Raw genomic sequence first — 24,699 nt, 5'->3', positions numbered from 1 at the left:
TTCCGTCACGGAAAATGGAACAGAAAATTACCCCGGCGACCCAGCCGGGGTTTTCATAGGCAAAACACGCCCCACGGTTGAATTCAGCGCTCAACCACGCTACGCACAATAAAACTCCGTATCGAAAACAGGTCCCGGAAAAGAATATTGTCGGAATTCTTGCTCGCTCATCCTTGGGCCGAGACGCTTGCTGCGCTCGGCGGATTATTCCTTTCGGCATTCATCGCGAATTTTCTCATCAAGGCCATCTTGCTGAAGCTGCTCGATCGGATTGTCGAGAAGACATCTTTCGGACAGGACGAAGAGCTTAAGAGGCACGGGGTCATCAGCCGCCTTGCCAATATCGTTCCTGCCTTGATTATTTCATCCGGGATCATGGCCGTGCCGGGTCTGCCTGAGGGCGTGATCACCGTCATTCGGAATGTGGCCATAGCCTTCATCATTCTGACGCTGGCATTGGCAGTTAATTCGGCCTTTGGGCTTGTCGATACGCTCTATCACCGTCGTCCAGAGGCGAGATTCCGCCCTATGAAGGGCTATATCCAGGTCGCCAAGCTGGCGGTCTATATCATCGCGACGGTTCTCATCATTGCCACCTTGCTGGACAAATCGCCGGTTATCCTGCTTTCCGGTGTCGGTGCCATGGCGGCAGTGCTGATCCTCGTCTTTCAGGATACGCTGCTTTCCCTCGTCGCCAGTATGCAGATCGCTTCCTCCAACATGGTGCGTGTCGGCGACTGGATCGAGATGAAGAACCTCGACGCCAATGGCGATGTCACGGAGATCGCGCTCTATACGGTCAAGGTGCAGAATTTCGACAAGACGATCACCACAATCCCCATCCGCAAGCTCATCACGGAGCCGATGAAGAACTATCGCGGCATGCAGGAATCTGGTGGGCGGCGGATCAAGCGTGCTCTTTACATCGATCAGAACACCATTCGATTTCTATCGGAAGAAGAGCGCGCCAGACTGGGCACAGTCGATTGGCTGGCGGAATATCTGCCTAAGAAAGCCAAGGAAATCGCCGAATGGAACCAGAAGCTGGGCGACCGCGCCAACAATCCGGTCAACCGGCGTCAGTTCACCAATATAGGCACGTTTCGGGCCTATGTAGAAAATTATCTTCGCAACCATCCCGGCGTGCACAAGGGTATGACGCTGCTGGTGCGCCAGATGGACCCTACGCCCGAAGGTTTGCCGCTGGAGATCTATTGTTTCGCCAACACAACGGTCTGGGCATCATTCGAACAGATCCAGTCCGACATTTTCGATCACCTCTATGCGGTACTGCCAGAATTCGGCCTGAGCGCTTTCCAAAATCCGAGCGGCAACGATTTTCGCAAACTGACGTTCAACGCTCCCTGCGGAGAGCCTCAATGATTTTGGCGTTCAGCAATTGAACGTTATAGCCAGTGCGGGACGGTGTCAGGCCAAGGCGAACCACGGCAAGATGCATTGACGGAACGACCATGACACTTTGCCCGTCATGTCCCGACATCCAGAAAGCATCTTCGGGAATACCGTCTTCACCTGCTTTCACGCCGCCCAGTTGAAGCCAGACCTGCGCAGAACCGTAACGCCCCTGCGACTCCGGCGAGGGCTTGCGCATGAACGAAACATAGTCCGCAGGCAGTACCGGTCTTCCGTAAAGCTTTCCGCCATCTGCGAGAAATGCACCCAGACGTGCCCATTCGCGCGCCGTCGCGTACATATAAGAGGAGCCGACAAAGACGCCCGAAGCGTCAGCCTCCAGAATGGTGCTGCGCATGCCAAGCGGGCCGAAAAGCGCAAGTCGAGGATAGGCCAGCGCCTCTTCGCGGCTGTTGAAACTATCCATGAACAGCTCTGATAGAATATTCGCCGTTCCACTGGAATAGTTGAACTTCGTGCCGGGTGCTTCCTCCAGCGGCAACGAAGCGGCAAATCGGGTCATGTCCGGTTCGAGAAAAAGCATACGCGTGACATCCGCCACGGTGCCGTAATCCTCATCGAAGCTCAGGCCGCTGTTCATCGCCAAAAGGTTTGCCAGGGAAATCTTCGACCGGCCGTCATTCTTCCATTCAGGCAAAAGGTCCGTACGTTCCGTCGCCATGCGTCCCTCTGCGATGCGCATGCCGATCAGCGTTGCCATGACGGATTTGGTCATCGACCATCCCAGCAAGGGCGTATCAGCATTAAAGCCCGGACCATAATTCTCCGCGATCAGTTTGCCGTCGCGGATAACGGCAATCGCCCGCATGCCGGGGCCAGCCAGGGCATCGTTTTCGATTACGGCCTGTATCGCCGGGTCGCTCTCGATTTGGATGGGCTCTGCCGGCACTTGCGGCCCCGTCGGTAATTCAAGCCGCAAATCACTTTGGTGGATATTCGCGCATCCAAGCGCCGGGCGGTAGGTTGCGGTACTTGGCGCGAAAAAGCCGAAAATGCGCACTGTTACGCTGCCGCGATCCTTGTCGACGGATGCATTGAGAAACCGGAGCAACGGATTCCCCGGTGCCTGAACATCGTCTGCAAGAACACTGGCAGCATCACGTCCTGCTATGAAGACATTTGAACAGACGATCTTGGCGGCGTAGCCCGTGCCGACACGCAAAAGTTCAGGCGGTTTGTCAGCCAGCCACACGATTGCTCCAAGCAGGGTGGCAAGCAGAAGCCCCCCTGCAAACTTCAGAATTCGCCGCATGCTGCCCCTCGCAAAATTGGTTGCATCAGATCATATCAGTCCAAGGTGGCTTGCCAACTCCCGCGCTGCCGCGCCACCTGCCCTGTTTGCACCGATGGTCGAAGCTGACGGACCGTATCCAACGAGATGAATGCGGGCATCGGCAGCCACCTGTGTCGCCAGACGCCCGGTCATGAGAATGCCGCCTTCGGAGTTGCGCAACTGCAGCGGGGCAAGATGATCGAGCGAACTGCGAAATCCGGTGCACCACAAGATCACGTCGAAAGATTGTTCACTTCCGTCGTCCCAACGAACCCCGGTTTCCGTAATCTCCTTGAACATTGGCAGCCGGTTGAGCACACCGCGAGCCCGCGCTGCTTCAATGGCCGGAGTCAGCGGCAAGCCGGTCACAGAAACGACCGATCCCGGCGGCAAGCCTCGGCGCACACGCTCCTCGACCAGGGCCACCGCAGCGCGCCCCAGTTCAGGCGTAAATGGTCCTTCCCTGAATGCAGGCTCCTTCCGCGTCACCCATACGGTTTCCGTCACGCGCGATATTTCGTCCAGAAGCTGCACGGCCGAGATGCCAGCGCCGACCACCAGAACACGTTTACCTCTGAACTCCCCCGCTGTCTGATAATCATGAGTGTGTAGCTGCTGGCCTCTGAACAGTTCCGCACCCGGATAAGGCGGAACATAGGGCCTCTCCCATGTGCCGGTCGCGTTGATTACCCCGCGAGCCGAGTAATTGCCCTGATCGGTCTCCACCCGAATCCGCTCGCCACGATCACAGACAACTCTTACGGTTACGGGACGATGCACGGGAAGATCGAACTTTTCTTCATAAGCCCGATAATATTGCGGGACGGCCACCGACGCGCGCACTTCGCCATTCTCCGTTTCGACGATATCTTCAAACTTCATGCCAGGCAGATCGTGAATGGCGTTTGCAGTCTTGAGCGTCAGCGAAGGCCATCGAAATTGCCAGGCCCCGCCCGCCCCTGGAGCCTTGTCGAGAACCACGAATTGCCGTTCTCCGGCAAGACCGAGCCTGTTCAGGTGATAGGCTGAAGAAAGCCCTGCCTGCCCGGCGCCAATGACTACGATGTCGACCTTTCGGGCAACTTTGACATGAGTATTTTCGGCTGCTGGTTCATCGGCGGGCTGCATATCTGACATGGTGCGCTACAAGTTCCAAAACACGGGTCTGACTTCGTAGATAGGGATTGGACAGACGAGCTGGAAGTCCAGTTAACTCATCATTGCAGGGGCGCGCAGCCGCTTGTTGAGCCCTTCCCAGACACTCACGACCAGCATGATTACCGTCGTCAGGATTCCCATCTGTAAGAGATTGGCCGCGTAACCTATGGGAATGGCTATCAGCAGGGCCAGCACGCCAAAAATGTGCGACGCCGGGATCAGGCCATAGACAACTTTTTTGTAGATCGCGCTGCCCATCAGATAGATTGCCGGTCCAGCGACAAGAATAAGAACATAGGCAGTTTTCAGCGGATCATGTGGATGTTCCATCACCAGATCGTTTCCCACTGCCGTCGCAATAATGCCGGCGACCAGTATTGCATGGACATAATGGAAATATGCGCCAATCCGCCCTGAGTCTGGGGAGTGAGTGATCGTTTCTGTCGCGTCCTTGCTCGAAGTTCCGAAATATAGCCACCACATCGCAAGTGTGCCGCCGAAGGTTGCAAGCACAGCGGATATCAAGGCGACATTCCAGACATCGGCATTGGACAGCGATGCACCGGTAGCGAGCAGTGTTTCGCCAAGCGCGACGATCACGAACAATTGGCAACGTTCCGCCAGATGCCCTCCCTCGATGGTCCAGTCCCTCGTATGGGAACGCCCGAGGCCCGGCAATGCAAAGCCGAACATCGGCGATAGATATTCGCAAAGCACGGCGATCAGCCAGAAAGCCATGCGGATTTCATGTTCAACAAAACAACCGGCGATCCAGAAGACGGCTGCAATGGTGAGCCAGCCGAGCATTCGCCGGTAATTGGCGGCAAGCGGATGCTTCTGCCCAAGGACAAAAACGATATAGCCGGTCCGGCCGAGCTGCATGGCCACATAAGCCAGCGCGAATATCCAGCCTTTCTTTGCAAATGCGCCTGGGATAGAAGAAGCCATCACCAGACCGAGCAGCATGATACAAAACAGAAGGCTGCGTATCTGCGGCGTCTCCGGGTTGAACCAGTTTGTCACCCAGCACGTATATTGCCAGCCGAGCCACACGGCGAACCAAGGATAAGCGTTTCCGCCACGCCGGTTAATGTCAGATTGTGCAAAAGCTCATGGCTGAGTTGCGTAACCGCGAAAACATAGACCAGATCGAAGAACAGTTCCTCGAATGTTACCCGGGCATGGTGCCCGTCTCTTTCTCTCAGAAGCGGATGTGCGGCGGTGGCAGAAGCTGTATTCATGCGAATGTACCTTCCCCTCAGACGGCAAACATTCAATCCAACTCCACCAGCTTAACCTGTAGTGAGCACATCGCATATCCGCCTATGCTGATTTCCACTTGAAGAAGCCAGTCTCGCGTCATCTCGCGTCAAGCGCGTTGCCAGCCTTGATCCATGCGTCGATTCCATCGGCCGCCGCACGGCCCATCGCGAAACAGGCAGTCAGAAGATAACCGCCAGTGGGCGCCTCCCAATCGATCATTTCTCCGGCAACGAAAACGCCGGGAAGCTTCGGCAGCATGTAGTGCCCATCGATTTCATGCCACCGAATGCCGCCAGCCGACGAAATCGCTTCCTCAAGCGGGCGCGGACGAATAAGCGGAATGGAGAGCGCCTTGATGGTGGAGGCCAGCGCTTTCGGGCTTCTGTCACGCGTAAACTCGGTCACGAGCGCGGCTTTTACGCCTGTAAGCCCCGCTGCCTTGCGCAACAGGTTTCCAAAACTCAGCTTTGCATCCTGCCGGGCAATATCGCTTTCCAAGCGCTCGACAGTTCGTCCCGGCGCAAGATCGAGGGTCAGGAACGTCTGCGCGTTTTCCTCCAAGCTGTCGCGCAGGGCTGCGGAATGCGCGTAGATGAGGCTCCCCTCGACACCGCCCCGGGTAATGACGAACTCGCCTTGTGTCGTGCCTGCATCAGACGTGACTGTGACAGACTTTACCGGTTCACCGGCGAAACGTTGGGCAAAGAAATCGCTCCACACGACATCAAAACCGCAATTGGCGGAGCGAAACGGCGCCATGTCGATTGCCTTGCGTCGAAATTCGTCGATCCAAGCCCCGTTCGAACCGAGTTTCGGCCAGCTTCCGCCGCCAAAGGCAAAGAGCGCAGCGTTGCATGTGATGACTTCAACGCCATCCGGCTTTTCAATTCGCAGGCCCTTGCCCTCGAAACCAAGCCAACGATGCCGGGTAAGAATACGAACGCCCTGATTTTCGAGACGTTTTACCCAGGCGCGTAAAAGCGGCGATGCCTTCATCGCTTTGGGAAAAACACGGCCAGAAGAGCCGACGAACGTGTCGGCCCCCAATTCATCGGCCCACTTGCGCAACTGGATGGGACCAAAGGCCGTCAAGGCTGGCAAGAAAAGCTCGCTGCTTGAGCCGAACCGTTTGGCGAAAGCTGTAAAATCTTCTGAATGCGTGATGTTCAGGCCGGATTTTCCGGCAAGCAGAAACTTGCGGCCAACCGTCGGCATCTGCTCGTAAACCGTCACCCGGTGGCCCAGAGCGGATAGTCTTTCGGCGGCCATCAAACCCGATGGCCCGCCCCCGATAATGGCGATATTGCCCTTCATGTTCAAAGCGAACGAAGCATTAGTCCTGCTTCTCCAGCATTTCCTTAACTGTCGTTGCCAATTGCTTGAGCGAGAACGGCTTTGGCAAGAATCCGAACTTGGCGTCCGCGGGAAGATTACGTGCAAAGGCGTCCTCAGCGTAACCCGATACAAAGATGAACTTTATATCCGGATGCGTCTTGCGCAGTTCACGCAGCAATGTCGGGCCGTCCATTTCGGGCATGACCACGTCCGATACGACAATATCCACCTCGCCGCCCAGCTCTTCCATCACTTCAAGCGCTTCGACGCCGGACGCCGCTTCATGCACCGTGTAGCCGCGCGACTGGAGTGCACGCACCCCGCCCATGCGGACTGCATCCTCGTCTTCCACCAGAAGAACCGTCGCGGAACCTGAAAGATCGGTGGCTTTCTCCACCTTCTTTTCCTTCACGACGACAGGCGCGTCATCTGCGCGTTTTTCCTCAATGTGACGCGGCAGGAATATCTTGAACGTCGTGCCTTTTCCGACTTCGGAATCACAATAGATGAAGCCACCGGTCTGCTTGATGATGCCATAGACCATCGACAAGCCAAGGCCGGTGCCCTTGCCCACTTCCTTCGTGGTAAAGAACGGCTCAAAAATCTTTTCAAGCACGTCTGCGGGTATGCCTGTTCCTGTGTCTTCAACTTCGAAGACTACATAATCCGCCTCCGGCAGATCGCGATAATGAAGCTTCGCGGCTTCCTGCATCGGCACATTGCGGGTGCGCAGCGTAATTTCACCGCCTTCCGGCATGGCATCGCGCGCATTCACCGCCAGATTGACCGCAACCTGTTCGAACTGCCCGAGATCGGCCTTGACCGACCATAGATCGCGACCATGATCGATTTTCAGCTCGATGTCCTTGCCAACCAGACGTGCCAGAAGCATGCGCAAGTCCGCCAGAACGTCCGTCAGGTCGAGCACTTCCGGACGCAGCGTCTGACGGCGGGAGAATGCGAGCAACTGGCGCACAAGCGAGGCGGCCCGATTGGCGTTCTGCTTGATGTTCATGATGTCTGGGAAAGACGGATCGGATGCGCGGTGATTGGTCAGCAGCAAATCCGACGACATGATGATGGCAGTAAGCACATTATTGAAGTCATGCGCGATGCCGCCTGCAAGCTGGCCAACGGCCTGCATCTTCTGGCTCTGCGCCATCTGGTTTTCGAGGGCCTTCTGCTCCGTCGTCTCAACCGCAGAGATAATCGCAGCTTCTTCGGCGCGCTCGCCACCCAGGTCGGTTACGGGGCTCATGTAGAAGCGGATATGCCGCTCTTCATTGCCCGGCAACACCGTATCGACGGGCGAAATGCTCGCCTGTCCTGCAAAAGCAGCGGTAAGCGCCCTGTTGAAAGTCTCGCGGTCGCGCTCATGCACGACGATCTCGAGCTTCGCATTTCCGTCAATCGCATCGCGATCAACGACAGGCGCGAAAATATCGAGGAAACGCGCATTGGTGCGCAATATATGTCCGGCGGAATCAACGGCAGCGATAGCCATCGGAGCCGAATTGAAGAAGCGCGTGAAACGCACTTCGGCGGAGCGCAGCGCCATTGACGAATCTTCGCCCTCCGCACGATCAAGAACAATGGTGCGGCTCGTGCCGCGCGTTCCGTCACGCGCGGCCTGAACACGATGATAGAACCGGACGGCAAGGCTCTGCCCGTTGCGCTTGATGAGATCCAGATCAATGACGGTATTGCGGCTTGTGCCCGGCTCTGCCTTCACTGCCTTGATGAGCGCCATTCCGCTGCCGGCCACAATATCGTTGAGCGTCAACGATCCCGGCGTGAATTGGGTCAGGTCGACGCCGAGCCATTCGGCGAGGGTCGCATTGAGATAGATAATCCGGCCCGAAGGATCAGCCGAAAAGAAGCCAGCCGGCGCATGATCGAGATGATTGATCGCCTCCTGCAGTTCCTGAAAGAAGCGCTCCTGCTCGGCACGCTCGTCGGAAATATCGGCAATCTGCCACGCGACGAGCGGACTTTTGAATTCCTGCCCTGCCTCGATTGGACGCGCCTTGATGCGATACCAGACCGGTGCCAGTGAACCACGTCCCTCGCGGGAAAGACCGCCCGAAAGACGCACTTCCTCCTGCGCCGACAGGCCATCACGCACGGCATTCGTCAGACGGTAAATTGCGTCCGATGCAGCCGGTTCCGCCGTCAGCACATTGTCGAGGGAGCGGACGCCTTCGGCATTCGCCACGCCAGTCATCATGGCATAAGCCTGGTTGGCATAAACGATCTGGCCGCGCGCGTCAGAAATGACTGTCCCTTCCGGCTGCGAATCCATGAAGGAATGCGCGAGGTCCTGCTCGCCGTTCTTCTGGCTGAATTGAATGAGGCCTGTCGCTGCGCCGAAAAGATAGAATACGCCGACCATTGACAGAATGCCCATGAGAACGAGGGCAAATCCATCTCCCAACTGGTCGCGAAACACAAAATAGGCGATGGCTGCAACCGTCAGCAATATGCCTACGATCAGGAGGCGAAGGGCACCACTGCGATTGCGCTTGGGCATGACGAGCGGTTTCGGGTAGGCATTGTCCGTCTGTCGCGACATCAAGCCAGCTGCCCTTTCATGTTGCGTGGCTGAACATCAACGGGCATCAAAGTGCCGTGCATCTTCTTGATCAGCCAAGACGTCATTTCAATCATCTGCATATCCGATTTTCTCGAATGCACTTTTCCGCGCGGTTCAGCTATCACGTGGGACCGCGCAGCCGATATGTCAGGGTATACCCGATTCGCAGAATGCTTTATTCGGCGAGCAGTACAAGCATTGCTGCACTGAAACGGTGCAAATTGGACTTTTTTGCACTGTTTTGCCTGGGGATCATATATTTCTCGCATTCCCAAGAAACATTCCCAAGGCCTAGAAATTCATCTACTGTATGAACAACACGATGATGTGGAGTGTCGGGGGAAGCGCAGTCTCCATTCATCGTAGGTTTTCGTTTATTGTATAAGAGGGTATCCGCATGAAGGAATGGCTCAGCGGCATCGTTGGAGAGAGCGCGGCTAATATTGTCGGCTTCATCCTAATATTTGCGATCATTCTTTGCGGAATTTTCGTTGTTCTCAGTATTATCCGCCGTTTCAGCGGCGGTACTTACGTATCCAACGGACGTACGCGGCAACCGCGGCTCTCCGTGATGGATGCGGCGGCAGTCGACAGCAGGCGCAAGCTGGTCCTTATTCGCCGTGACGATGTGGAGCATCTGTTGCTCATCGGCGGCCCCACAGACGTTGTGGTGGAGCAGAATATCGTCATGGAATCGCGGGCCCATGCGCGGGTGCAGCCTTCTCGGATAGAACCGGAGCACATCGAACGCTTCAAGCAGCACGAAGTGCTGACCAATGAAAAGACCCCTGCTCTGTCGCTGCAGACCCCTCCGGCGAACGAGAAGGACGAAGCGATCCAGATCAGTTCCGCAATCGAAACACCGGCTTACCGCAAACCCGAGCCAGCACGAGATGAACCGGCCCCACAGGCTGCTACGCCGGTTCGTGTTCCGCCCCAGGCTCCGGCTGTGGCGTCCCACTCGTCGCAATCGCCCGTCGAACCGAAACCCGCTCAGCCGGTGCAGGCTCGACCACAACCACGGCCCGCACCGAATTATCCCCCACAACCGCGCACAGTATTGCCGCCCCGCCCCGCGCAGGCACAGCCACAGTCAACACGCGCCCACCCTGCCTATCCATTAAGCCAGGTTTCGCGCGGAGTGGTGAGTTCAACCTCCTCAGGTGGTGTCACCGCTACCGGCGTTGCTGCCGTTACGTCGGTCGCCTCGGCAAATCTCGGCAGTATCGTTCCTGAGCGTGAAACAGCGGTCGCGGACAAATCTCCATCGCTCGACGTAACGGGTCCCACGGTATCCACAACGGCAGCGCCGGCATTCTCCACGCCTTCCGAACCGAAGCGCATCGAACCTGAGATCCCGATTGCAGCGTCAAAGCCGGCGGTATCCGGGCCAGTTTCACCTGAACCGCCCGGTGATGACCTGGCGGACCTCGGCAATGCATTGCAGGACGCCATCACCGCAGACATCAATTCGCAGAGCTCTACCAGCGAGGAGAGCAAGGAAGCGGCCCCATTCGATACCGAGTTCTTCGAGAATGAGCTTCTGAGTTCGCTTGATATTTCGGCAACCGACGATGGGCTCGAAGACAAGACAAAGGACGATATCGAGGACGAAATGGAAAAGCTCCTCGGTGAATTGACCAAGGATGGAATCCGCCGGGATTGATTTCCCGCCGAAGTCATATCGATAAAAGAAAATAGGCTGCGGAAACCGCAGCCTATAATTTTCAAACCGTCTCGGACCTAGAGCATATTGCGATCAGATTGAATTAGGTCGACGCTCTGTTTCACACGTTCCGGAAGGCGCAGTTAGTCGTCGCGATAGACTTTTTCTCGACGCTCATGACGCTCCTGTGCTTCGATTGAAAGCGTAGCGATCGGACGCGCATCAAGCCGCTTCAAGCTGATAGGCTCTCCCGTCTCTTCGCAGAAACCGTATGTTCCTTCATCAATGCGGCTCAGGGCCGCGTCGATTTTTGAGATCAGTTTGCGCTGTCTGTCGCGAGCTCGCAGCTCGATTGCCCGATCCGTTTCGGAGGATGCCCTGTCCGCCAGGTCGGGATGGTTGGCATTTTCCTGCTGCAGCGCCTCAAGCGTTTCGCGCGCTTCACGCAGAATATCATTCTTCCATGCGATCAGTTTCGCACGGAAATAAGACTTCTGCCGCTCGTTCATGAACGGCTCGTCTTCAGTGGGCCTATAGTCAAGGTCAATCAATTCACTCATTCTGAATTACCCCACATCTAGGAGACGCGAGCGGTTATATAGTTCCATAGCAACAAGGACACAACATCAAACAAGCGTACTTCACTACTTTTTAGTGCATCAATTTTGTATGATTATGCGTAAAAATGATGCAACATAGAGCTGAACGCAAAAATTTGCTCTTGCCACTTTCAGAATAACTTCAATCAATTGCGGAAAACATCGGTATATTTTCAGTCGAAACCACTCTCCCTCGGGTGAAGTTCATGAAGCTCAATAATTAGCCAAATGCCACCTGTAAATAATGCTGACAGCCATCAAAAAATCGGGAGAATAGGCAACCGGAGCGTTCATTCGCTCTCGGATTATGGCGAAAAATGCAGGAGAAACACAGCTTGGAACGTTACAGATGAGTCGCTTGCTTCTTCTAAGACACGCGAAAGCCGTGTGGGCCAGACCGGGAATGAAGGACTTCGATCGCCCTCTTGATCAGGAAGGCAAAGCCGCACTCGACCGGCTCGCAAGGGCTATGAAGTCAACCGGGCTTTATCCCGATCGGGTGGTTCTTTCCGGTTCGTGCAGAACCCGAGAAACTGCGTTCGGCATTGTTGAACGTCTGGGTATCGAGGTCGAAACAATCGTAGACGATACGATCTACAGCGGTGGCGCGGCTGACTACATGGAAGCCATACGCACACTTGGGGATGCGGCGACGCTGATGCTTGTAGGACATAACCCCAGTATCGAAGACCTGGCACTCGCCTTGTGTAGCGATGGCAACAAAGATAGCCTTCTGAAACTGCGCGCTGGCTTTCCTACTGCCGCACTGGCCAATATCACGTTTCCCGCCTCCCTCACCGATCTTGAGCGTGGCGCCGGTTATCTGGAAAGCTTCATACTGCCCCAGTAGATTTTCCCCGAAGCAACCGGCATTCCTTGCCAAGGCCGCTGGGGCCACCCTATCTATACCGCTGACAGATCAGTGAATTGGGCGAGGATTAATTGGCTAAGCTGACAAGTATTGGCGACGAAGCGAAGATCGCACTGGATACGTTGGCAGATCGTGCGACCGGGATTTTGTCTCCATCATTGCGGCTCGGCGTGACGGGTCTGTCGCGCGCCGGAAAGACGGTCTTCATCACGGCTCTCGTTCACAACATGCTGCACGGTGGCAGGCTTCCGATGTTCGAAGCCTATAAATCAGGCCGCATTTCACGAGCCCTGCTCGAACCGCAACCGGACGATGCTGTCCCCCGCTTTCAATATGAAGAACATCTGTCGGCATTGATCGATGAGCGTATCTGGCCGGACTCCACCCGCGCCATCTCCCAACTGCGCCTCACGATCGAATATGAATCCGCTTCCGCCTGGGGACGTTGGCTGTCACCGGGCAAGCTGTCGGTTGATATTGTCGATTACCCGGGCGAATGGCTGCTCGATTTGCCTCTGCTTGGCAAATCTTATGCGGAATTCAGTGCGGACTCCTTTGCTCTGGCCCACGAGCCAACACACAAGGATCTGGCCCAGGAGTGGATTAGTGAAGCCGCTCTCGTTGACCCTACTGAAAAAGCAGACGAACTGACGGCACAGCGCCTCGCCAGAAGTTTCACGGCTTATTTGCGTGCTGGCAAAGCCGATGAACGCGCATTATCCACCCTGCCGCCGGGACGGTTCCTGATGCCGGGAGACCTTGAGGGCTCGCCCGCGCTGACATTCGCGCCACTTCCAAACCTGAAACCGGACGATCTGAGGGCCGGCTCGCTGGGCGCAATGATGGAACGGCGTTACGAAGCCTATAAAACCTACGTCATCAAGCCATTCTTCCGCGAGCATATTGCGCGGCTCGATCGGCAGATCGTGCTTATCGATGCCATGCAGGCGATGAACGCAGGCGGCGCCGTCGTCGCCGATCTGGAACGCGCGCTCACCGATATTTTGTCGTGTTTCCGGCCGGGCGCGCCAATCTGCTGACGGGTCTGATCCAGCGCCGGATCGGGCGTATCCTTGTTGCGGCAACGAAGGCCGATCATCTGCACCATGAAAGTCATGACCGCCTGCAAGCCATCGTGCGGCGTCTGGTCGAGCGAGCTATCGAACGCGCTGACTTTTCGGGCGCGGATATTGATGTCCTCGCAATGGCTGCGGTCCGCGCGACCAGCGAGGCAACCGTGACACAGGGCAAGGAAACTCTCCCGGTCATCGTGGGCACCCCGTTGAAGGGCGAGAAGATCGACGGGGAAGTGTTCGATGGTGAAACCGAAACAGCCATATTTCCCGGAGACTTACCGAAGAATCCCAATGCGATCTTTGAAAAGTCTTTTGCGCAGGATGATCCGGCCATCCGTTTCGTCCGTTTTCGCCCTCCGCGGCTTGAGCGTACCGCCGAAGGACTGACACTTTCACTGCCTCATATAAGGCTGGATCGCGCCTTGCAGTTTCTGATTGGGGATCGTCTCGCATGACTGAGAAGACACCACGTAGACCGGCTTCATTCACGGTAAATCAGCCCACAATCCATCCCGAGACGGTGGATGAAGCGCCCCGCCGTCCCCGCGCGGTCCGTGACCTGGATGCGGTTATCGCGCAACCGGATGTTTTCGCCTTGAGCGACGACGAGGCAGCCGAGTTGGAGATCCTCGACCCATCCTATGAAGCGCCCGAACGCAAGGGCTGGTCCCTCAGCAAAATACTGTTCGGCGCGCTCGGCTTACTTGTTTCCTTCGCCGTCGGCATCTGGATTGAAGACCTTATTCGAGCACTGTTTTCGCGCGCTGACTGGTTGGGCTGGACCGCCTTGGGCGTCGCTATAATTGCGCTTGCCGCCTTTATTGCCATCGTCGTTCGCGAACTGGCAGCACTCCGCCGCCTCGCTTCAGTGCAGCATCTTCGCAAGGACGCGGCAGATGCAGCTGAGCGTGACGATATGGCGGCGGCCAGAAAAGCCGTGGACGCGCTGCGCTCGATTGCGGCAGGCTTGCCTGAAACTGCGCGCGGACGACAGCTTCTGGACGGCCTCACGGACGATATCATTGACGGGCGAAATCTGATCCAGCTTGCCGAAACGGAAATTCTCCGCCCCCTCGACCGAGAGCGCGCGCACTCATTCTGAATGCATCCAAACGCGTTTCGATTGTCACTGCGATCAGCCCGCGGGCGCTGGTCGATATCGGATATGTAATTTTTGAATCCGCCCGGCTGATCCGCAGGCTTTCACAACTCTACGGCGGTCGGCCCGGGACATTGGGTTTCCTTAAACTTGCCCGCCGGGTCATCGCTCATCTGGCCGTGACGGGCACGCTCGCCATGGGAGACAGTGTGATCCAACAGCTTGTCGGCCATGGTCTTGCCTCCCGCCTGTCGGCCAAACTGGGCGAAGGCGTGGTCAACGGGCTGATGACGGCACGCATCGGAATTGCAGCTATGGATGTGGTGCGTCCATTCCCGTTCAATGCCGAAAAACGGCCCGGTATCGGCGACTTTATTGGCGATCTTGCAAGGATCAGCGGTGAACGCACCGATAAGAAGCCTTCTGGAAAATAGCAGTTTATTTCCGAAGCATTAACCATTCCCGCCGATTATGGCAGATAGAAATCTGCGCCAGAATCGAGCGATCCGGTGTATCGGCACACTCCCCTTCAATCCGTGCCCTTCCCCTTCAATCGGCTTTTGGCAGCCTCGGAATATCCGACGGTTTGCGAGGTGCGGCCAGTTTTGGTCGTGACATGCTGAAAAACAACGATTAGGAATGACGTCCAATCAAGGTCGTGAATCCGGGACAGAGCTGAATATGAAGAATTGCATCGCCGCCTGCCTGACGCTGCTGCCCGTGTCATTTTCTGCCGCGCCGGTTCTGGCCGCCGACAAGGACAAACAGTTCTTTCAAACGATCGAAGGCCAATGGTCGGGCCCGGGCGAAATCGTTGCCGGAAAATACAAAGGCACGAAGTTCGTTTGTAATCTCGCTGGATCGACGCCGGATGAAAGCGTTGGAATGACGCTGGATGGCACTTGCCGCGTCGGCGTTTTCTCGCAGCCGATGAAGGCCACCGTTACACGCGTTGGCTCGGCTTATTCCGGGAAGTTCAACGACGGCGCCGAAGGCAAGGGGCTTGACGTTACATCGGGTTCGGTCAGCGGCAACAAGGTCGTCTTCGGCCTTAACCGCAAGCAGCTCAACGGTGCGATGCTCGCGCGCATCTCTGATCCGAACACGATGAACGTGACGGTTTCCGTTCGCGTCGACAAGGAGCTGGTTCCGGTCATCGGCATGAATTTGAAGCGCGTCGATAATATCGCTGTCGGCAGCATCGCCAAGAACTGAGCCGACCCTATTCCCGCCACCAGCCCGCATCTGTGCGGGCTTTTTCTATTCCAGACTGTTCGATCCCGGCATTCCAGTCGGCAATCGTCTTGCCTCCGATTTCGAGAGAAGGCGCGATATCGTTCAGCGGCACGAGCACGAAAGCGCGCTCGTGCATACGTGGATGCGGCAATACCAGAGCGGCGTCAGTCATAATGACAGCCCTGCCCGCTTCATCCTGCATCGCCAGTATATCTATATCGATAATGCGCGGTCCCCATCTCTCCAGCCTGACACGCTTTAAAGAGCGTTCAACATCGAGACAGGTCGCAATCAACTCCAATGGCTGCAACGAAGTTTCGACTTCGGCGCAGGCATTGTGAAACCACGCCTGGTCCGTCTTTCCCCATGGCGGCGTGCGATAAACTGCCGAAACGCCGACGATATTCGTGTCGGCACGTGCGTCCAGCATGCGCAAGGCCTTGCCCATCGAGGCGACGGGATCGTCGATATTTCCGCCGAGCCCCAGCCAGGCGCGGTAAGATTTGCTCGTGTTCACTGCGGGTAGACCACGGTCACTTCAACATGGTCCAGGACACCCGGTACTGGCGCGTTCGGCTTGCGTACGGTGATTTCCGCGCGCTTTACCTGCGGAAACCGGGCGGCGAGCGCTTTTGCAACGTCGAGAGCCAGCGTTTCGATCAGATAGCGCTGGCGCCCCGTGATAATGTCCTGAATTACGGCGAATGCGATACCGTAATGCACAGTGCCGTCAATATCGTCGTTTTCCAGCGCGTTGCCCGGATCGACATCGAGAATGGCATCGACATAAAAACGCTGGCCGAGCTTATGCTCTTCATCGAAAACGCCGTGGTGCGCAAAGAACGCGCAATTCATCATTCGGATCGTATACACGGCTTCACTTTCTGTTTTCGCTGCGTCTTGATTGCAGGATATCATCTGCAACGGCAAGTGCGTCTCTATTAAAAGCGACATTGTGAACACGGAAGATGTCGGCACCTGCCAAACGCAGTGCGACCGACGTTGCCGCAGTTCCTATATCACGGTCAAGTGGATTATCCCTTCCCGTCATACCGCCAATAAAACGTTTGCGCGATGTACCGACCAGTAACGGAAACCCGAGTTTTTGCAATTCATCCGCCCTGCCCAAAAGCGCAACGTCTTCATTCTTGTTCTTGCCGAAGCCGAACCCGGGATCGAGCACGATGCGGGATTCTTCAATACCTGCGTCTTTCGCTATATTCAGCGAGACATTGAGGAACGAGAACTGATCTTCAATGACATCGGCAAGAACGGGGCGATCCCTGCTGGTGTGCATGATGACCAGTCCCGCGCCGCTGTATCTAGCTACATGAGCAATTTCCGGTTCGCGCTGGAGCCCCCAGACGTCATTGACGATATGTGCTCCGGCATTGACCGCGGCCTGCGCCGTTGCAGCGCGGTAAGTATCGATGGAGATGATGCAATCATATCTCCTTGCCAATGCCTCGATGACGGGAACAACGCGTGCGATTTCAGTTTCGGCATCGACGGCGGCGGCTCCGGGACGGGTCGATTCCCCGCCCACATCGATGATTGTCGCTCCATCAGCGAGCATCTGGCCAGCCGCTTCAATGGCCTTTTCCAACTCTTCATGTTGGCCGCCATCGGAAAAAGAGTCAGGCGTGACATTTAGTATGCCCATTATAATGGCCTTGGTCCCCACATGGATGCTTCGTCCATGCGCGAGGTGCCATTCTTTCGTCATAGCGAAATGTTCCTCTGCCATTCTCCGTGCCACTTTTCATTGCGGCGAGGTTGCAACCAACCTCGCCTGAAGTCATTTTGAAGGGCGTTATAGTTCTCTTGACGATTGCATGCCATGCTTGTGGCAGCAAAAAGCGAATTTCCTGCTGGTTTTAGAAAGAGGTGCCAGGACATGAATTTGAGAAAGAAGGTTCTGGCCCTCGGTGCAGTTCTTGCCATGGTAGCTCCCCAGGCCGAAGCCGCGTCGATCTTTCGCGAATTCAGCTATTACACCGTAAGCGGTAAAACGGCGGCGGACCTCGACAAGGCACTTTCCCGCAGCGGCCCCTTCCTCAAGAAGACAGGCCGGCATCACCCCGGTGCCGCTGAAATCCGTTTCGACGCGAAAGTGCGCTATGGTCGTGCACCCGGAAAAGACTGCAAGGTGCAGGATGTTTACGTGAATGTTCACGCAAAGGTCTCCCTGCCCCGTTGGAAGCAGCGTCGCAAGGCTACGCCGGAACTCGCGTTGATCTGGGATACGCTGGTGCAGGATATTCGTCGGCATGAAGAAAGCCACATCGTGATCGCCCGAAGCTTTGCGAGCCGGATGGAACGGGAAATACGTGGTCTGCGCAGCCGCCCGGATTGCGTGGTGCTGCGCGCGGACATAGACAAGGTAACAGCCCGCCTCATGGAAGCACATGACAAGGAGCAGCAGCGGTTCGACCGGGTTGAGACAATCAATTTCGAAGATCGTTTCGCGCGCTTGCTGACCTATCGCATGGAGCGCGCCCAGCAGGCTTCCAAATAGCGAACCGAAGCTAGGCCAATTCCCGTCGTACGGCCTGCGTCATCAAAGCGGCTTCGTGAAACCCCGACAGGATCAGTTTCAGTTTGCCCGGATAATGACAGGCATCCCCGATGGCATAGACCTTTGGACTCGAAGTTCTGAAGGTCTCTGAACTTACAGCCAGCATGTTACCCGTTTTCAACAGCGAAAGCTTTGCAAGCGGGTCAGGACGGATAACCTGCTCATTACTGGTAAACGCGCCGAGACCGGAGGCAATCACCGCAGCGCGGGCGTGGAACTTTTCACCATCGCAAGTGCTGATGGTCACCCCGTATTCATCGACAGAGATGCTGTCTGCAATCTTCTTGAAATGAAAAACCGGATTATACGGCTCGATCTGCCTGAGAAGCCGTTCAACGAGTTCCTCGCCCATGATTTCGGGAAATCCGGGTACGTCATAGATCGGCTTGTCAGCATAGAGTGCCGTGCATTGACCGCCGGGCCGATCACAGGCTTCTATGAGATGGCACTTGAAACCAAAAAGCCCAAGCTGAAAGACGGAAAAGAGTGCGACGGGTCCGCAGCCGATAATGACAATATCGTTCTGCGGCTCATAACCCATCGCATTCCTACTTCTTTAAAAGCCTAGTTCTGGCGTTCTGGCACCTGTACGACCAGCCCCTCAAGATCGTCCGACACCCGGATCTGACATGAGAGGCGCGAGGTCGGGCGGACCTCATAAGCGAAATCCAGCATGTCCTCTTCCATAGCGTCCGGCCCACCGACAGTGTCCGTCCAATCCTCGTCAACATAGACATGGCAGGTTGCACAGGCGCAAGCGCCGCCACATTCCGCATCGATGCCAGGAATGCCATTGCGAATGGCAGCTTCCATCACGCTGGAACCGTTGTCGGCTTCGACCTCGGTTCGGGTAGCGCCGTCAGCAGATACGAATACGATCTTCGTCATTTTATTTCCTTGAAACGCGCAAATTTCGCGCGATCTTTGTCTTCAGCGTTCGCACCATCCCGGCTTGAAAACGCAAATAAACTCGAAATCGCAGATACGGCGTTCTGGAAACAGTTTCAACCTTGACCGCGCACTTGTCCGCAACTGCGCCAATATGCCGTGCGTCGATTGAAGGTTTCCTCGCCTGGCAAATCCGACAGTTGCGTTCACGACCGTAAAACTCTTCCTTGCCGTCAGCCAAAAGTGCATCATATGATAAGAAGCAAAGGTTGTGAGAAAAAGCGGATAGAATCCCGAGCCGACACGATGCAATCATGGAGCGGACCGCGAAAGGATTTGCACGCAAAGAGAGTATTTTTGTTAATAACTTTGCAGTGCTCTTTCAGGCAGTCCCAATGGTCCAGATCAATTTCCACAACTTGCTGGTAAATGCCAGAAGGCCGGAAATGTCGAATTTTCACGAATTGAGCCGGTTTCCGTTAACCTTGTATTTAAAGTTTTAGGTATCGGCAAAAGACGCCTATTTCCTTAACAGGCACGACCCGATACGATGCAAAATGGCGGAGAAAGTTTTGTAACGGCTCTTTCATGGTCCGGCCGTCGCAGTAATGAGTACGAGGTAGGCGAACAATGGCTTCCAAATCCAAGGCACAGAAGCTCGACCTTGAGGTTGAAAAGGCACTGGAACAGGCACTCGATATCGATTTCGGTGACGATCTTGATATGGATATGGACTTGAGTGCGTTCGATGAAGGCTTCTCGGTCGATGATCTGGAAGAGCAGATTTCGCGCGCGGCTGAAGAACTGGTTGCCGAACAGAAGACCAAAACGGCTGAGCCCGCTGCCGTTTCTCCAGTGGAAACCGCTGCAAAAGCCGCTACCATCACCACAGCCTCGGTGATTGCGACGCCTGCGGCGCCACCGGTTCCCCCGGTCGTGAAAGCTGCGGGTCCCGTGGCGCAAGCCGTGGCCAATGTGCAGCACAAGCCGGCCAATACCTCGAAGTCAGCAGCACCCACGCCAGAGCCGGTCAGCAAGCCTGTTTCCGCTCCGTCTGTTGCGACGACTGCCAATGTCGCTTCCTCTACCTTCACGCCAGCAAACGACGATTCCCGCAGTGAAAAAACAATAATCGCAGCTCCACGCCGCGTGACCGAAAACTCGTCGAAGCTGTTCTGGACCACGACCGCAATCAGCGTGCTTTGGGCTGCTGGCGGTGTTGCGCTGAGCAAGGCCATCAATCCTGATGTCTTCTCGAGCATGCAGGCCACCAAGGACTTCTTCACTTCGCCCGCCGGTCTCGGCGTCGTGGCTGGTGTAGCCTTGCCCGTCGCCATGTTCTGGGGATTTGCGCAGCTTGTAAAGCGTGCGCAGGAAATGCATCTGGCTGCACGCAGCATGTCGGAAGCTGCCATGCGGCTGCTCCAGCCGGAAGCTGTTTCCGGTGATCGCGTTTCTACTCTCGGACAGGCTGTGCGTCGCGAAGTCGCCGCCATGAACGAAGGCATTGAACGCACATTGGCGCGGGCCGTCGAGCTGGAAACGCTGGTTCAGTCCGAAGTCAATCAGTTGGAACGCGCCTATAGCGATAATGAAGTTCGTATTCGTTCGCTGGTTAGCGACCTCGGCAACGAGCGTGAAGCTGTCGTCAGCCATGCCGAGCGCGTGCGTTCGTCGATCTCGGGTGCGCACGAACAGCTCAAGGAAGAACTTTCGAGCGCTTCCAACATCATCCGCGACAATGTTCTTTCTGCCTCGCAACAGTTGAGCACCCTGCTCACCGAATCTGGCGAACGACTGATCGGCAGCATCAATGAAAGCGGTGGCGCTATTGCCGAAGCCATCGAAACCCGCACCGGAGACATAGGCTCGCGCATCACGACTTCCGGTGAAGCCTTTGCCAACCTGCTGGACACGCGTATCGCGACACTTGATGAGCAATCCCGCACTGTATCGGGCCGTCTGGCTGAGGCTTTGGACGAACGTACGAGCGGTATTGCCAATCTGCTCGGCGGCGCAACGCAGTCCATGGTCAGCGAATTCGACACTCGCCTCGCCAACCTCGAAAGCACGCTTTCCGAGCGCGGCCGGTCGCTTCTGTCCGAATTCGAAGCTCGCGCACATGCACTCGACAGCAGCACTGAAAAACTCAACGCGGCTCTCGAGACCCGTTCGCGTCAGATTAATGAAAATCTCATCGCTCGTACCCGCGAAATCGCAGAGACCTTCTCCAGCGGTCGCGCTTCGCTCAGCACGATGATCGATGAAACCAAGACCAAGATCGGTGAAGATCTGACGTCTATCGGCGAAAGCGTCGGCAACATCCTCGGCGAAAAGGCGGATGCCTTTGCCGGCAAGCTTGCTGAAAGCCGCGATGTTCTCGCTGCATCGCTGGAAGGCGAAACCGAACGGGTTTCCGCGGTTATCCGCGGACACGCCGACACGCTTGCGGCACGCACAAGTGACATCGAAAATGCCGTTAACGCGAGTGCATCGGCGCTCAATTCTGTTGCCGACAACCATGCGGCAATTCTGGAAGAGCGGACCCATGCGCTGCGCCAGACAATGGAAAGCCACTCTGCTCTGCTCGATGCGAGCTTCGCAGATCACAGCCGTTCGCTCGAAGAACGCGCCTCCACTCTTCATGGCATCATTGCAGGCAACCAGGCTATGCTTGCTCAATTGATGGATGAGCGCGCTGCCGCAATGCGGGATAACTTCAACGAAAATCGCGAAGTTCTCGCCCGCACCTTTGACGAACGCGTAAATTCCCTTCAGGCACTTATCGCCGACAATCAGGATACGCTCGCGCGTATTCTCGATGAGCGCGCCAGCAGCATGAACGCGTCCATCGGCGCCAGCCGCGACACGTTCGTCGCGACATTGGGTGAACATATCCGTCAGGTTGAAGAACGGACGAGCGGCCTGCACACGGTTCTGAATGACCACAACAATGCCCTTTCCGGTATTCTTGACGGTCACGAGCGCACGATTGAAACCCGTGCCGCCGAAATCCGTTCGACGCTGAGCGAAAGCACCGCCTCGCTGAGCCAGACGCTTCAGGATCACAGCGACATTCTGGAACAGCGCACGGCCAACCTGCACAATGCAATTGCCGACAGCAGCTCCGCTATCAGCCGCGCTTTCGAAGGCCAGACCGGCATTATCGAAGAACGCACCCAGACGATGGAAAAGGCGCTCACCATCGGCGTCGACAATGTCCGCCGGGCACTGGAACAAAGCGCCGGCATCGTTGCAGGCACGCTACGTGAAAAGATCGGCGAAGCAGCAAGCACGCTTTCAACTGAAGCAGCCAAGGCCGGTGAAGCTCTGGACGGTTTCGGTGAGGCATTCAGCGCACGCCTGATCGATAACCTGTCTGGCACGGAAGCCCGCCTCGGCGACCGCGCCGATGCGATTGCCGGTCGCCTGGGCGAGATCGAAAGCCGCCTCACTGGCGAGTTGGGCTCGATCGAAGCCCGCATCGCCAATACGGCCAGCAGAACCAGTGAAACGCTTGCCGGTCACAGCGAGGCCTTTGCGGCCAGCGTCGCCGACAATCTGGCTGGAACAGAGAGCCGTCTCAGCGAACGCGCCAATGCCATCGCCAGCGGGCTTGAAGCAATCGAGAGCCGCCTCACCAGCGAACTCAGTACGATTGAAGCTCGTATCGCAGATACGGCGTCCAAGACGAGCGAGACGCTCGCAGGTCACAGCGAATCCTTCTCGGCCAGCGTTGCCGACAATCTCGCTGGCACCGAAACCCGTCTTGCAGAACGTGCCGATGCAATCGCTACCCGTCTGGGCGACATCGGTTCGCGTATAACGATGGAACTCGGCTCCGTCGAAGCACGCATCGCACAGGTAACCGACACGACTGCAGTTACACTGGAGGAACGCACCCGCGAACTCAACGCCGTTCTTGCTGCCCGTTCGCAGGAAATCACCAAGATTCTCAACGATACGGCAGAGCCGCTCGTGCAGCGGCTCGCTGATAGCGGTCGTGGGCTGGCACAACAGCTTGAAGAAGCAACGCACGCCGCAACCGACAGACTCCGTTCGGAAAATGCCGCATTAGTCAATGCACTCGCGAGCCGGACTGCAGAAACAATTGCTGCTGTCCAGCAGGCCAAAACCGGACTTTCCGATAATGTCAGCGAACTGATCGACCGTCTCGCCGCATCGAACGGCGAGTTGGGCAAGCTGATCGACGCAGCTACGCGCAATCTTACCGACATTGATGGTCGTCTTGTCGACACGACATCGAGCTTTGTCGAGAACACCAACCGCGCTGCGCAGATGTTCCAGGCCTCCACAGGCCTGATCGACGGCAATATCGGTACTTTGCGGGCGATCTCGGACAGCACGCTGTCTCAGATTGCAGACATCGCCGACCGCTTCGAAGAGCATGGAAAGGTTCTTTCCTCTGCTTCCGAAATGATCAATTCGGCTCAGAACGGTCTCGTCAGCACGCTTGAAGATCGCCATCAGGCGCTCGATAAGCTGGCATCCGGCCTGGTCGAGAAGTCGGAAGGCGTCGAAAAGCTGATGCAATCCTTCGAAGAGCTGGTGGCATCTGCATTCCAGCGCGCCGAAGGCCAGACCCGCTCTTCTGCCGAAAAGATGCGCGAAAGCGTTTCGGAAATCGTCGAACAGGCTGCACAGAAGTTCTCTGCGGCAACCGACGACATCCGTCGCACGGCCAGCGAAATCCGCAACGAGCTCAACACGACCCGTGGTGAACTGAAGCGCGGCGTTCTCGACATGCCTGCTGAGGCAAAGGAAACAACGACGGCGATGCGCAAGGCCGTGAGCGAGCAGATCAATGCGCTCAAGGAACTGGCCGAAATCGTCAACAAGTCCGGTCGCCTGGTAGATGTCGGCGAAAGCCGTGCAGATCGCCCGGTCTCGCGTCCTACACCGGCTGCAGCTCGTCCGGCTCCCGTTCAGGCGCCAGTGGCGCAGGCAGATGTCGCTCTCCGTCAGCGCGTCTACGAAGCGCCGAAGGCACAGCCTGCATCATCCGAAGCTGCGCAACCGGAAAAGCCGCGTGGTTGGGTATCTGATCTCCTTGCCCGCGCATCCCGTGAGGAAGAAGAGGCCGCGCAGCCCAAGGCACAGCCGACAGCAACGCCTCGCTCGCCAAGCCATGTCGTTGAATCGCTGAACTCGCTATCGGTGGATATTGCGCGCGCTATCGACCATGAAGCTTCTGTGGAACTGTGGGACCGCTATCGTCGTGGTGAGCGGAACGTCTTTACCCGTCGCCTCTATACGCTGAAAGGTCAGCAGACCTTTGACGATATCAAGCGCAAGTATCAGACGGATGGCGAATTCCGCCGCGCCGTGGACCGCTACATGGATGACTTCCAGCGTCTTCTCGAGGATGTCGCCCGCAACGACCGTGATAACATGGTAACGCGGACTTACCTCACTTCAGATACCGGCAAAGTCTACACAATGCTTGCTCACGCAAGCGGTCGCCTCCGCTAAGAAACAGAAATGAAGAAAAACGCGGCCTTCGGGCCGCGTTTTTTGTTGGCTGGACTATCGGCCAGCAACAGGCTGCGTCAATCCAAAGAAAAAGGGCCGGCAACTAATCGCCGGCCCTCCTCATCAATCAACTTTCG

At 56.4% G+C, this 24,699-nt stretch carries 16 protein-coding genes and 3 pseudogenes; 8 read left to right on the top strand and 11 right to left on the bottom strand.

The annotated features are described in order from the left end of the window. The first annotated feature begins 147 nt into the window (after positions 1-147). Positions 148-1,383, top strand: coding sequence for a mechanosensitive ion channel family protein (locus tag ACS5UA_RS03070; RefSeq protein WP_021585154.1), 1,236 nt, complete (start codon positions 148-150; stop codon positions 1,381-1,383). Here the strand turns inward: ACS5UA_RS03070 and ACS5UA_RS03065 are convergent. From ACS5UA_RS03065 to cckA, 5 genes and pseudogenes are all read right to left on the bottom strand, one after another. Beyond that, the gene (locus ACS5UA_RS03065) at positions 1,355-2,686 is read right to left on the bottom strand and encodes a serine hydrolase domain-containing protein (protein ID WP_021585155.1); all 1,332 of its coding nucleotides are present in this window, start codon (positions 2,684-2,686) and stop codon (positions 1,355-1,357) included. The two genes, ACS5UA_RS03070 and ACS5UA_RS03065, sit on opposite strands and share 29 nt — an antisense overlap. A 30-nt stretch (positions 2,687-2,716) precedes the next feature. Then, on the bottom strand, positions 2,717-3,844 hold the full coding sequence (locus ACS5UA_RS03060; protein ID WP_021585156.1) for an NAD(P)-binding domain-containing protein: 1,128 nt from the start codon (positions 3,842-3,844) through the stop codon (positions 2,717-2,719). A 72-nt stretch (positions 3,845-3,916) separates the two neighbouring features. Further along, a pseudogene (locus ACS5UA_RS03055) lies at positions 3,917-5,106 on the bottom strand (low temperature requirement protein A). Positions 5,107-5,224: 118 nt separating this feature from the next. Then, complete coding sequence (locus ACS5UA_RS03050) at positions 5,225-6,442, bottom strand: TIGR03862 family flavoprotein (RefSeq protein WP_021585158.1); 1,218 nt, start codon at positions 6,440-6,442, stop codon at positions 5,225-5,227. A gap of 19 nt (positions 6,443-6,461) precedes the next feature. After that, positions 6,462-9,035, bottom strand: coding sequence for a cell cycle histidine kinase CckA (cckA, locus tag ACS5UA_RS03045; RefSeq protein ID WP_021585159.1), 2,574 nt, complete (start codon positions 9,033-9,035; stop codon positions 6,462-6,464). Positions 9,036-9,453: 418 nt separating this feature from the next. Here cckA and ACS5UA_RS03040 point away from each other — a divergent pair, with 418 nt between their 5' ends. Then, positions 9,454-10,722 carry a flagellar biosynthetic protein FliO gene (locus ACS5UA_RS03040; RefSeq protein ID WP_021585160.1) on the top strand — a complete coding sequence of 423 codons (1,269 nt, stop codon included), beginning with the start codon at positions 9,454-9,456 and terminating at the stop codon, positions 10,720-10,722. A 143-nt stretch (positions 10,723-10,865) separates the two neighbouring features. Here the strand turns inward: ACS5UA_RS03040 and dksA are convergent, their stop codons facing one another. Further along, positions 10,866-11,282, bottom strand: a complete 417-nt coding sequence (gene dksA / locus ACS5UA_RS03035; RefSeq protein ID WP_006466858.1) for an RNA polymerase-binding protein DksA — start codon at positions 11,280-11,282, stop codon at positions 10,866-10,868. Positions 11,283-11,670: 388 nt separating this feature from the next. Here dksA and ACS5UA_RS03030 point away from each other — a divergent pair, with 388 nt between their 5' ends. The 4 genes and pseudogenes from ACS5UA_RS03030 to ACS5UA_RS03015 all read left to right on the top strand — a co-directional run bounded on the left by ACS5UA_RS03030 (position 11,671) and on the right by ACS5UA_RS03015 (position 15,582). Continuing rightward, positions 11,671-12,171: a SixA phosphatase family protein gene (locus tag ACS5UA_RS03030; protein WP_025089522.1), complete on the top strand. Its 501-nt coding sequence runs from the start codon at positions 11,671-11,673 to the stop codon at positions 12,169-12,171. A gap of 92 nt (positions 12,172-12,263) precedes the next feature. Next, a pseudogene (locus ACS5UA_RS03025) lies at positions 12,264-13,723 on the top strand (YcjX family protein). Beyond that, positions 13,720-14,801, top strand: a pseudogene (locus ACS5UA_RS03020) (YcjF family protein). Before ACS5UA_RS03025 ends, ACS5UA_RS03020 begins: the two co-directional pseudogenes overlap by 4 nt. A gap of 247 nt (positions 14,802-15,048) precedes the next feature. After that, positions 15,049-15,582, top strand: a complete 534-nt coding sequence (locus ACS5UA_RS03015; protein ID WP_025089520.1) for a hypothetical protein — start codon at positions 15,049-15,051, stop codon at positions 15,580-15,582. A 7-nt stretch (positions 15,583-15,589) separates the two neighbouring features. Here ACS5UA_RS03015 and folK read toward each other — a convergent pair whose 3' ends face one another. The 3 genes from folK to folP all read right to left on the bottom strand — a co-directional run bounded on the left by folK (position 15,590) and on the right by folP (position 17,329). Next, positions 15,590-16,051 carry a 2-amino-4-hydroxy-6-hydroxymethyldihydropteridine diphosphokinase gene (gene folK, locus ACS5UA_RS03010; RefSeq protein WP_235694277.1) on the bottom strand — a complete coding sequence of 154 codons (462 nt, stop codon included), beginning with the start codon at positions 16,049-16,051 and terminating at the stop codon, positions 15,590-15,592. A gap of 65 nt (positions 16,052-16,116) precedes the next feature. After that, entirely contained in the window at positions 16,117-16,476 is a 360-nt protein-coding gene (gene folB / locus ACS5UA_RS03005) for a dihydroneopterin aldolase (protein WP_006470502.1), read from the bottom strand. A 4-nt stretch (positions 16,477-16,480) separates the two neighbouring features. Beyond that, positions 16,481-17,329, bottom strand: a complete 849-nt coding sequence (gene folP, locus ACS5UA_RS03000) for a dihydropteroate synthase (protein ID WP_025089519.1) — start codon at positions 17,327-17,329, stop codon at positions 16,481-16,483. Between the two features lie 171 nt (positions 17,330-17,500). Between folP and ACS5UA_RS02995 the strand changes: the two genes are divergently transcribed. Further along, positions 17,501-18,121 carry a DUF922 domain-containing Zn-dependent protease gene (locus tag ACS5UA_RS02995; RefSeq protein WP_025089518.1) on the top strand — a complete coding sequence of 207 codons (621 nt, stop codon included), beginning with the start codon at positions 17,501-17,503 and terminating at the stop codon, positions 18,119-18,121. 10 nt (positions 18,122-18,131) lie between these two features. Here ACS5UA_RS02995 and ACS5UA_RS02990 read toward each other — a convergent pair whose 3' ends face one another. Together ACS5UA_RS02990 and ACS5UA_RS02985 are read right to left on the bottom strand one after the other, a co-directional pair. Beyond that, a complete protein-coding gene (locus ACS5UA_RS02990; RefSeq protein ID WP_021585169.1) occupies positions 18,132-18,722 on the bottom strand; it encodes an NAD(P)/FAD-dependent oxidoreductase in 591 nt (196 codons plus the stop codon). Positions 18,723-18,745: 23 nt separating this feature from the next. Then, the gene (locus ACS5UA_RS02985; protein WP_021585170.1) at positions 18,746-19,069 is read right to left on the bottom strand and encodes a 2Fe-2S iron-sulfur cluster-binding protein; all 324 of its coding nucleotides are present in this window, start codon (positions 19,067-19,069) and stop codon (positions 18,746-18,748) included. Between the two features lie 630 nt (positions 19,070-19,699). Here ACS5UA_RS02985 and ACS5UA_RS02980 point away from each other — a divergent pair. Further along, on the top strand, positions 19,700-24,562 hold the full coding sequence (locus tag ACS5UA_RS02980) for an apolipoprotein A-IV repeat region-like domain-containing protein (protein WP_021585172.1): 4,863 nt from the start codon (positions 19,700-19,702) through the stop codon (positions 24,560-24,562). Positions 24,563-24,699: the final 137 nt, after the last annotated feature.

The sequence above is a fragment of the Brucella sp. RRSP16 genome (assembly GCF_052246815.1).
Classification (GTDB): domain Bacteria; phylum Pseudomonadota; class Alphaproteobacteria; order Rhizobiales; family Rhizobiaceae; genus Brucella; species Brucella intermedia.
This window is presented reverse-complemented; position numbering and strand designations above follow the sequence as displayed.

Excerpts from the sequence above, each read along its gene's own strand:
- ACS5UA_RS03065 (WP_021585155.1), bottom strand. The coding sequence starts at position 2,686 with ATGCGGCGAATTCTGAAGTTTGCAGGGGGGCTTCTGCTTGCCACCCTG.
- ACS5UA_RS03060 (WP_021585156.1), bottom strand. The coding sequence starts at position 3,844 with ATGTCAGATATGCAGCCCGCCGATGAACCAGCAGCCGAAAATACTCAT.
- ACS5UA_RS03050 (WP_021585158.1), bottom strand. The coding sequence starts at position 6,442 with ATGAAGGGCAATATCGCCATTATCGGGGGCGGGCCATCGGGTTTGATG.
- cckA (WP_021585159.1), bottom strand. The coding sequence starts at position 9,035 with ATGTCGCGACAGACGGACAATGCCTACCCGAAACCGCTCGTCATGCCC.
- ACS5UA_RS03040 (WP_021585160.1), top strand. The coding sequence starts at position 9,454 with ATGAAGGAATGGCTCAGCGGCATCGTTGGAGAGAGCGCGGCTAATATT.
- dksA (WP_006466858.1), bottom strand. The coding sequence starts at position 11,282 with ATGAGTGAATTGATTGACCTTGACTATAGGCCCACTGAAGACGAGCCG.
- ACS5UA_RS03030 (WP_025089522.1), top strand. The coding sequence starts at position 11,671 with ATGAGTCGCTTGCTTCTTCTAAGACACGCGAAAGCCGTGTGGGCCAGA.
- ACS5UA_RS03015 (WP_025089520.1), top strand. The coding sequence starts at position 15,049 with ATGAAGAATTGCATCGCCGCCTGCCTGACGCTGCTGCCCGTGTCATTT.
- folK (WP_235694277.1), bottom strand. The coding sequence starts at position 16,051 with ATGGGCAAGGCCTTGCGCATGCTGGACGCACGTGCCGACACGAATATC.
- folP (WP_025089519.1), bottom strand. The coding sequence starts at position 17,329 with ATGACGAAAGAATGGCACCTCGCGCATGGACGAAGCATCCATGTGGGG.
- ACS5UA_RS02995 (WP_025089518.1), top strand. The coding sequence starts at position 17,501 with ATGAATTTGAGAAAGAAGGTTCTGGCCCTCGGTGCAGTTCTTGCCATG.
- ACS5UA_RS02990 (WP_021585169.1), bottom strand. The coding sequence starts at position 18,722 with ATGGGTTATGAGCCGCAGAACGATATTGTCATTATCGGCTGCGGACCC.
- ACS5UA_RS02985 (WP_021585170.1), bottom strand. The coding sequence starts at position 19,069 with ATGACGAAGATCGTATTCGTATCTGCTGACGGCGCTACCCGAACCGAG.
- ACS5UA_RS02980 (WP_021585172.1), top strand. The coding sequence starts at position 19,700 with ATGGCTTCCAAATCCAAGGCACAGAAGCTCGACCTTGAGGTTGAAAAG.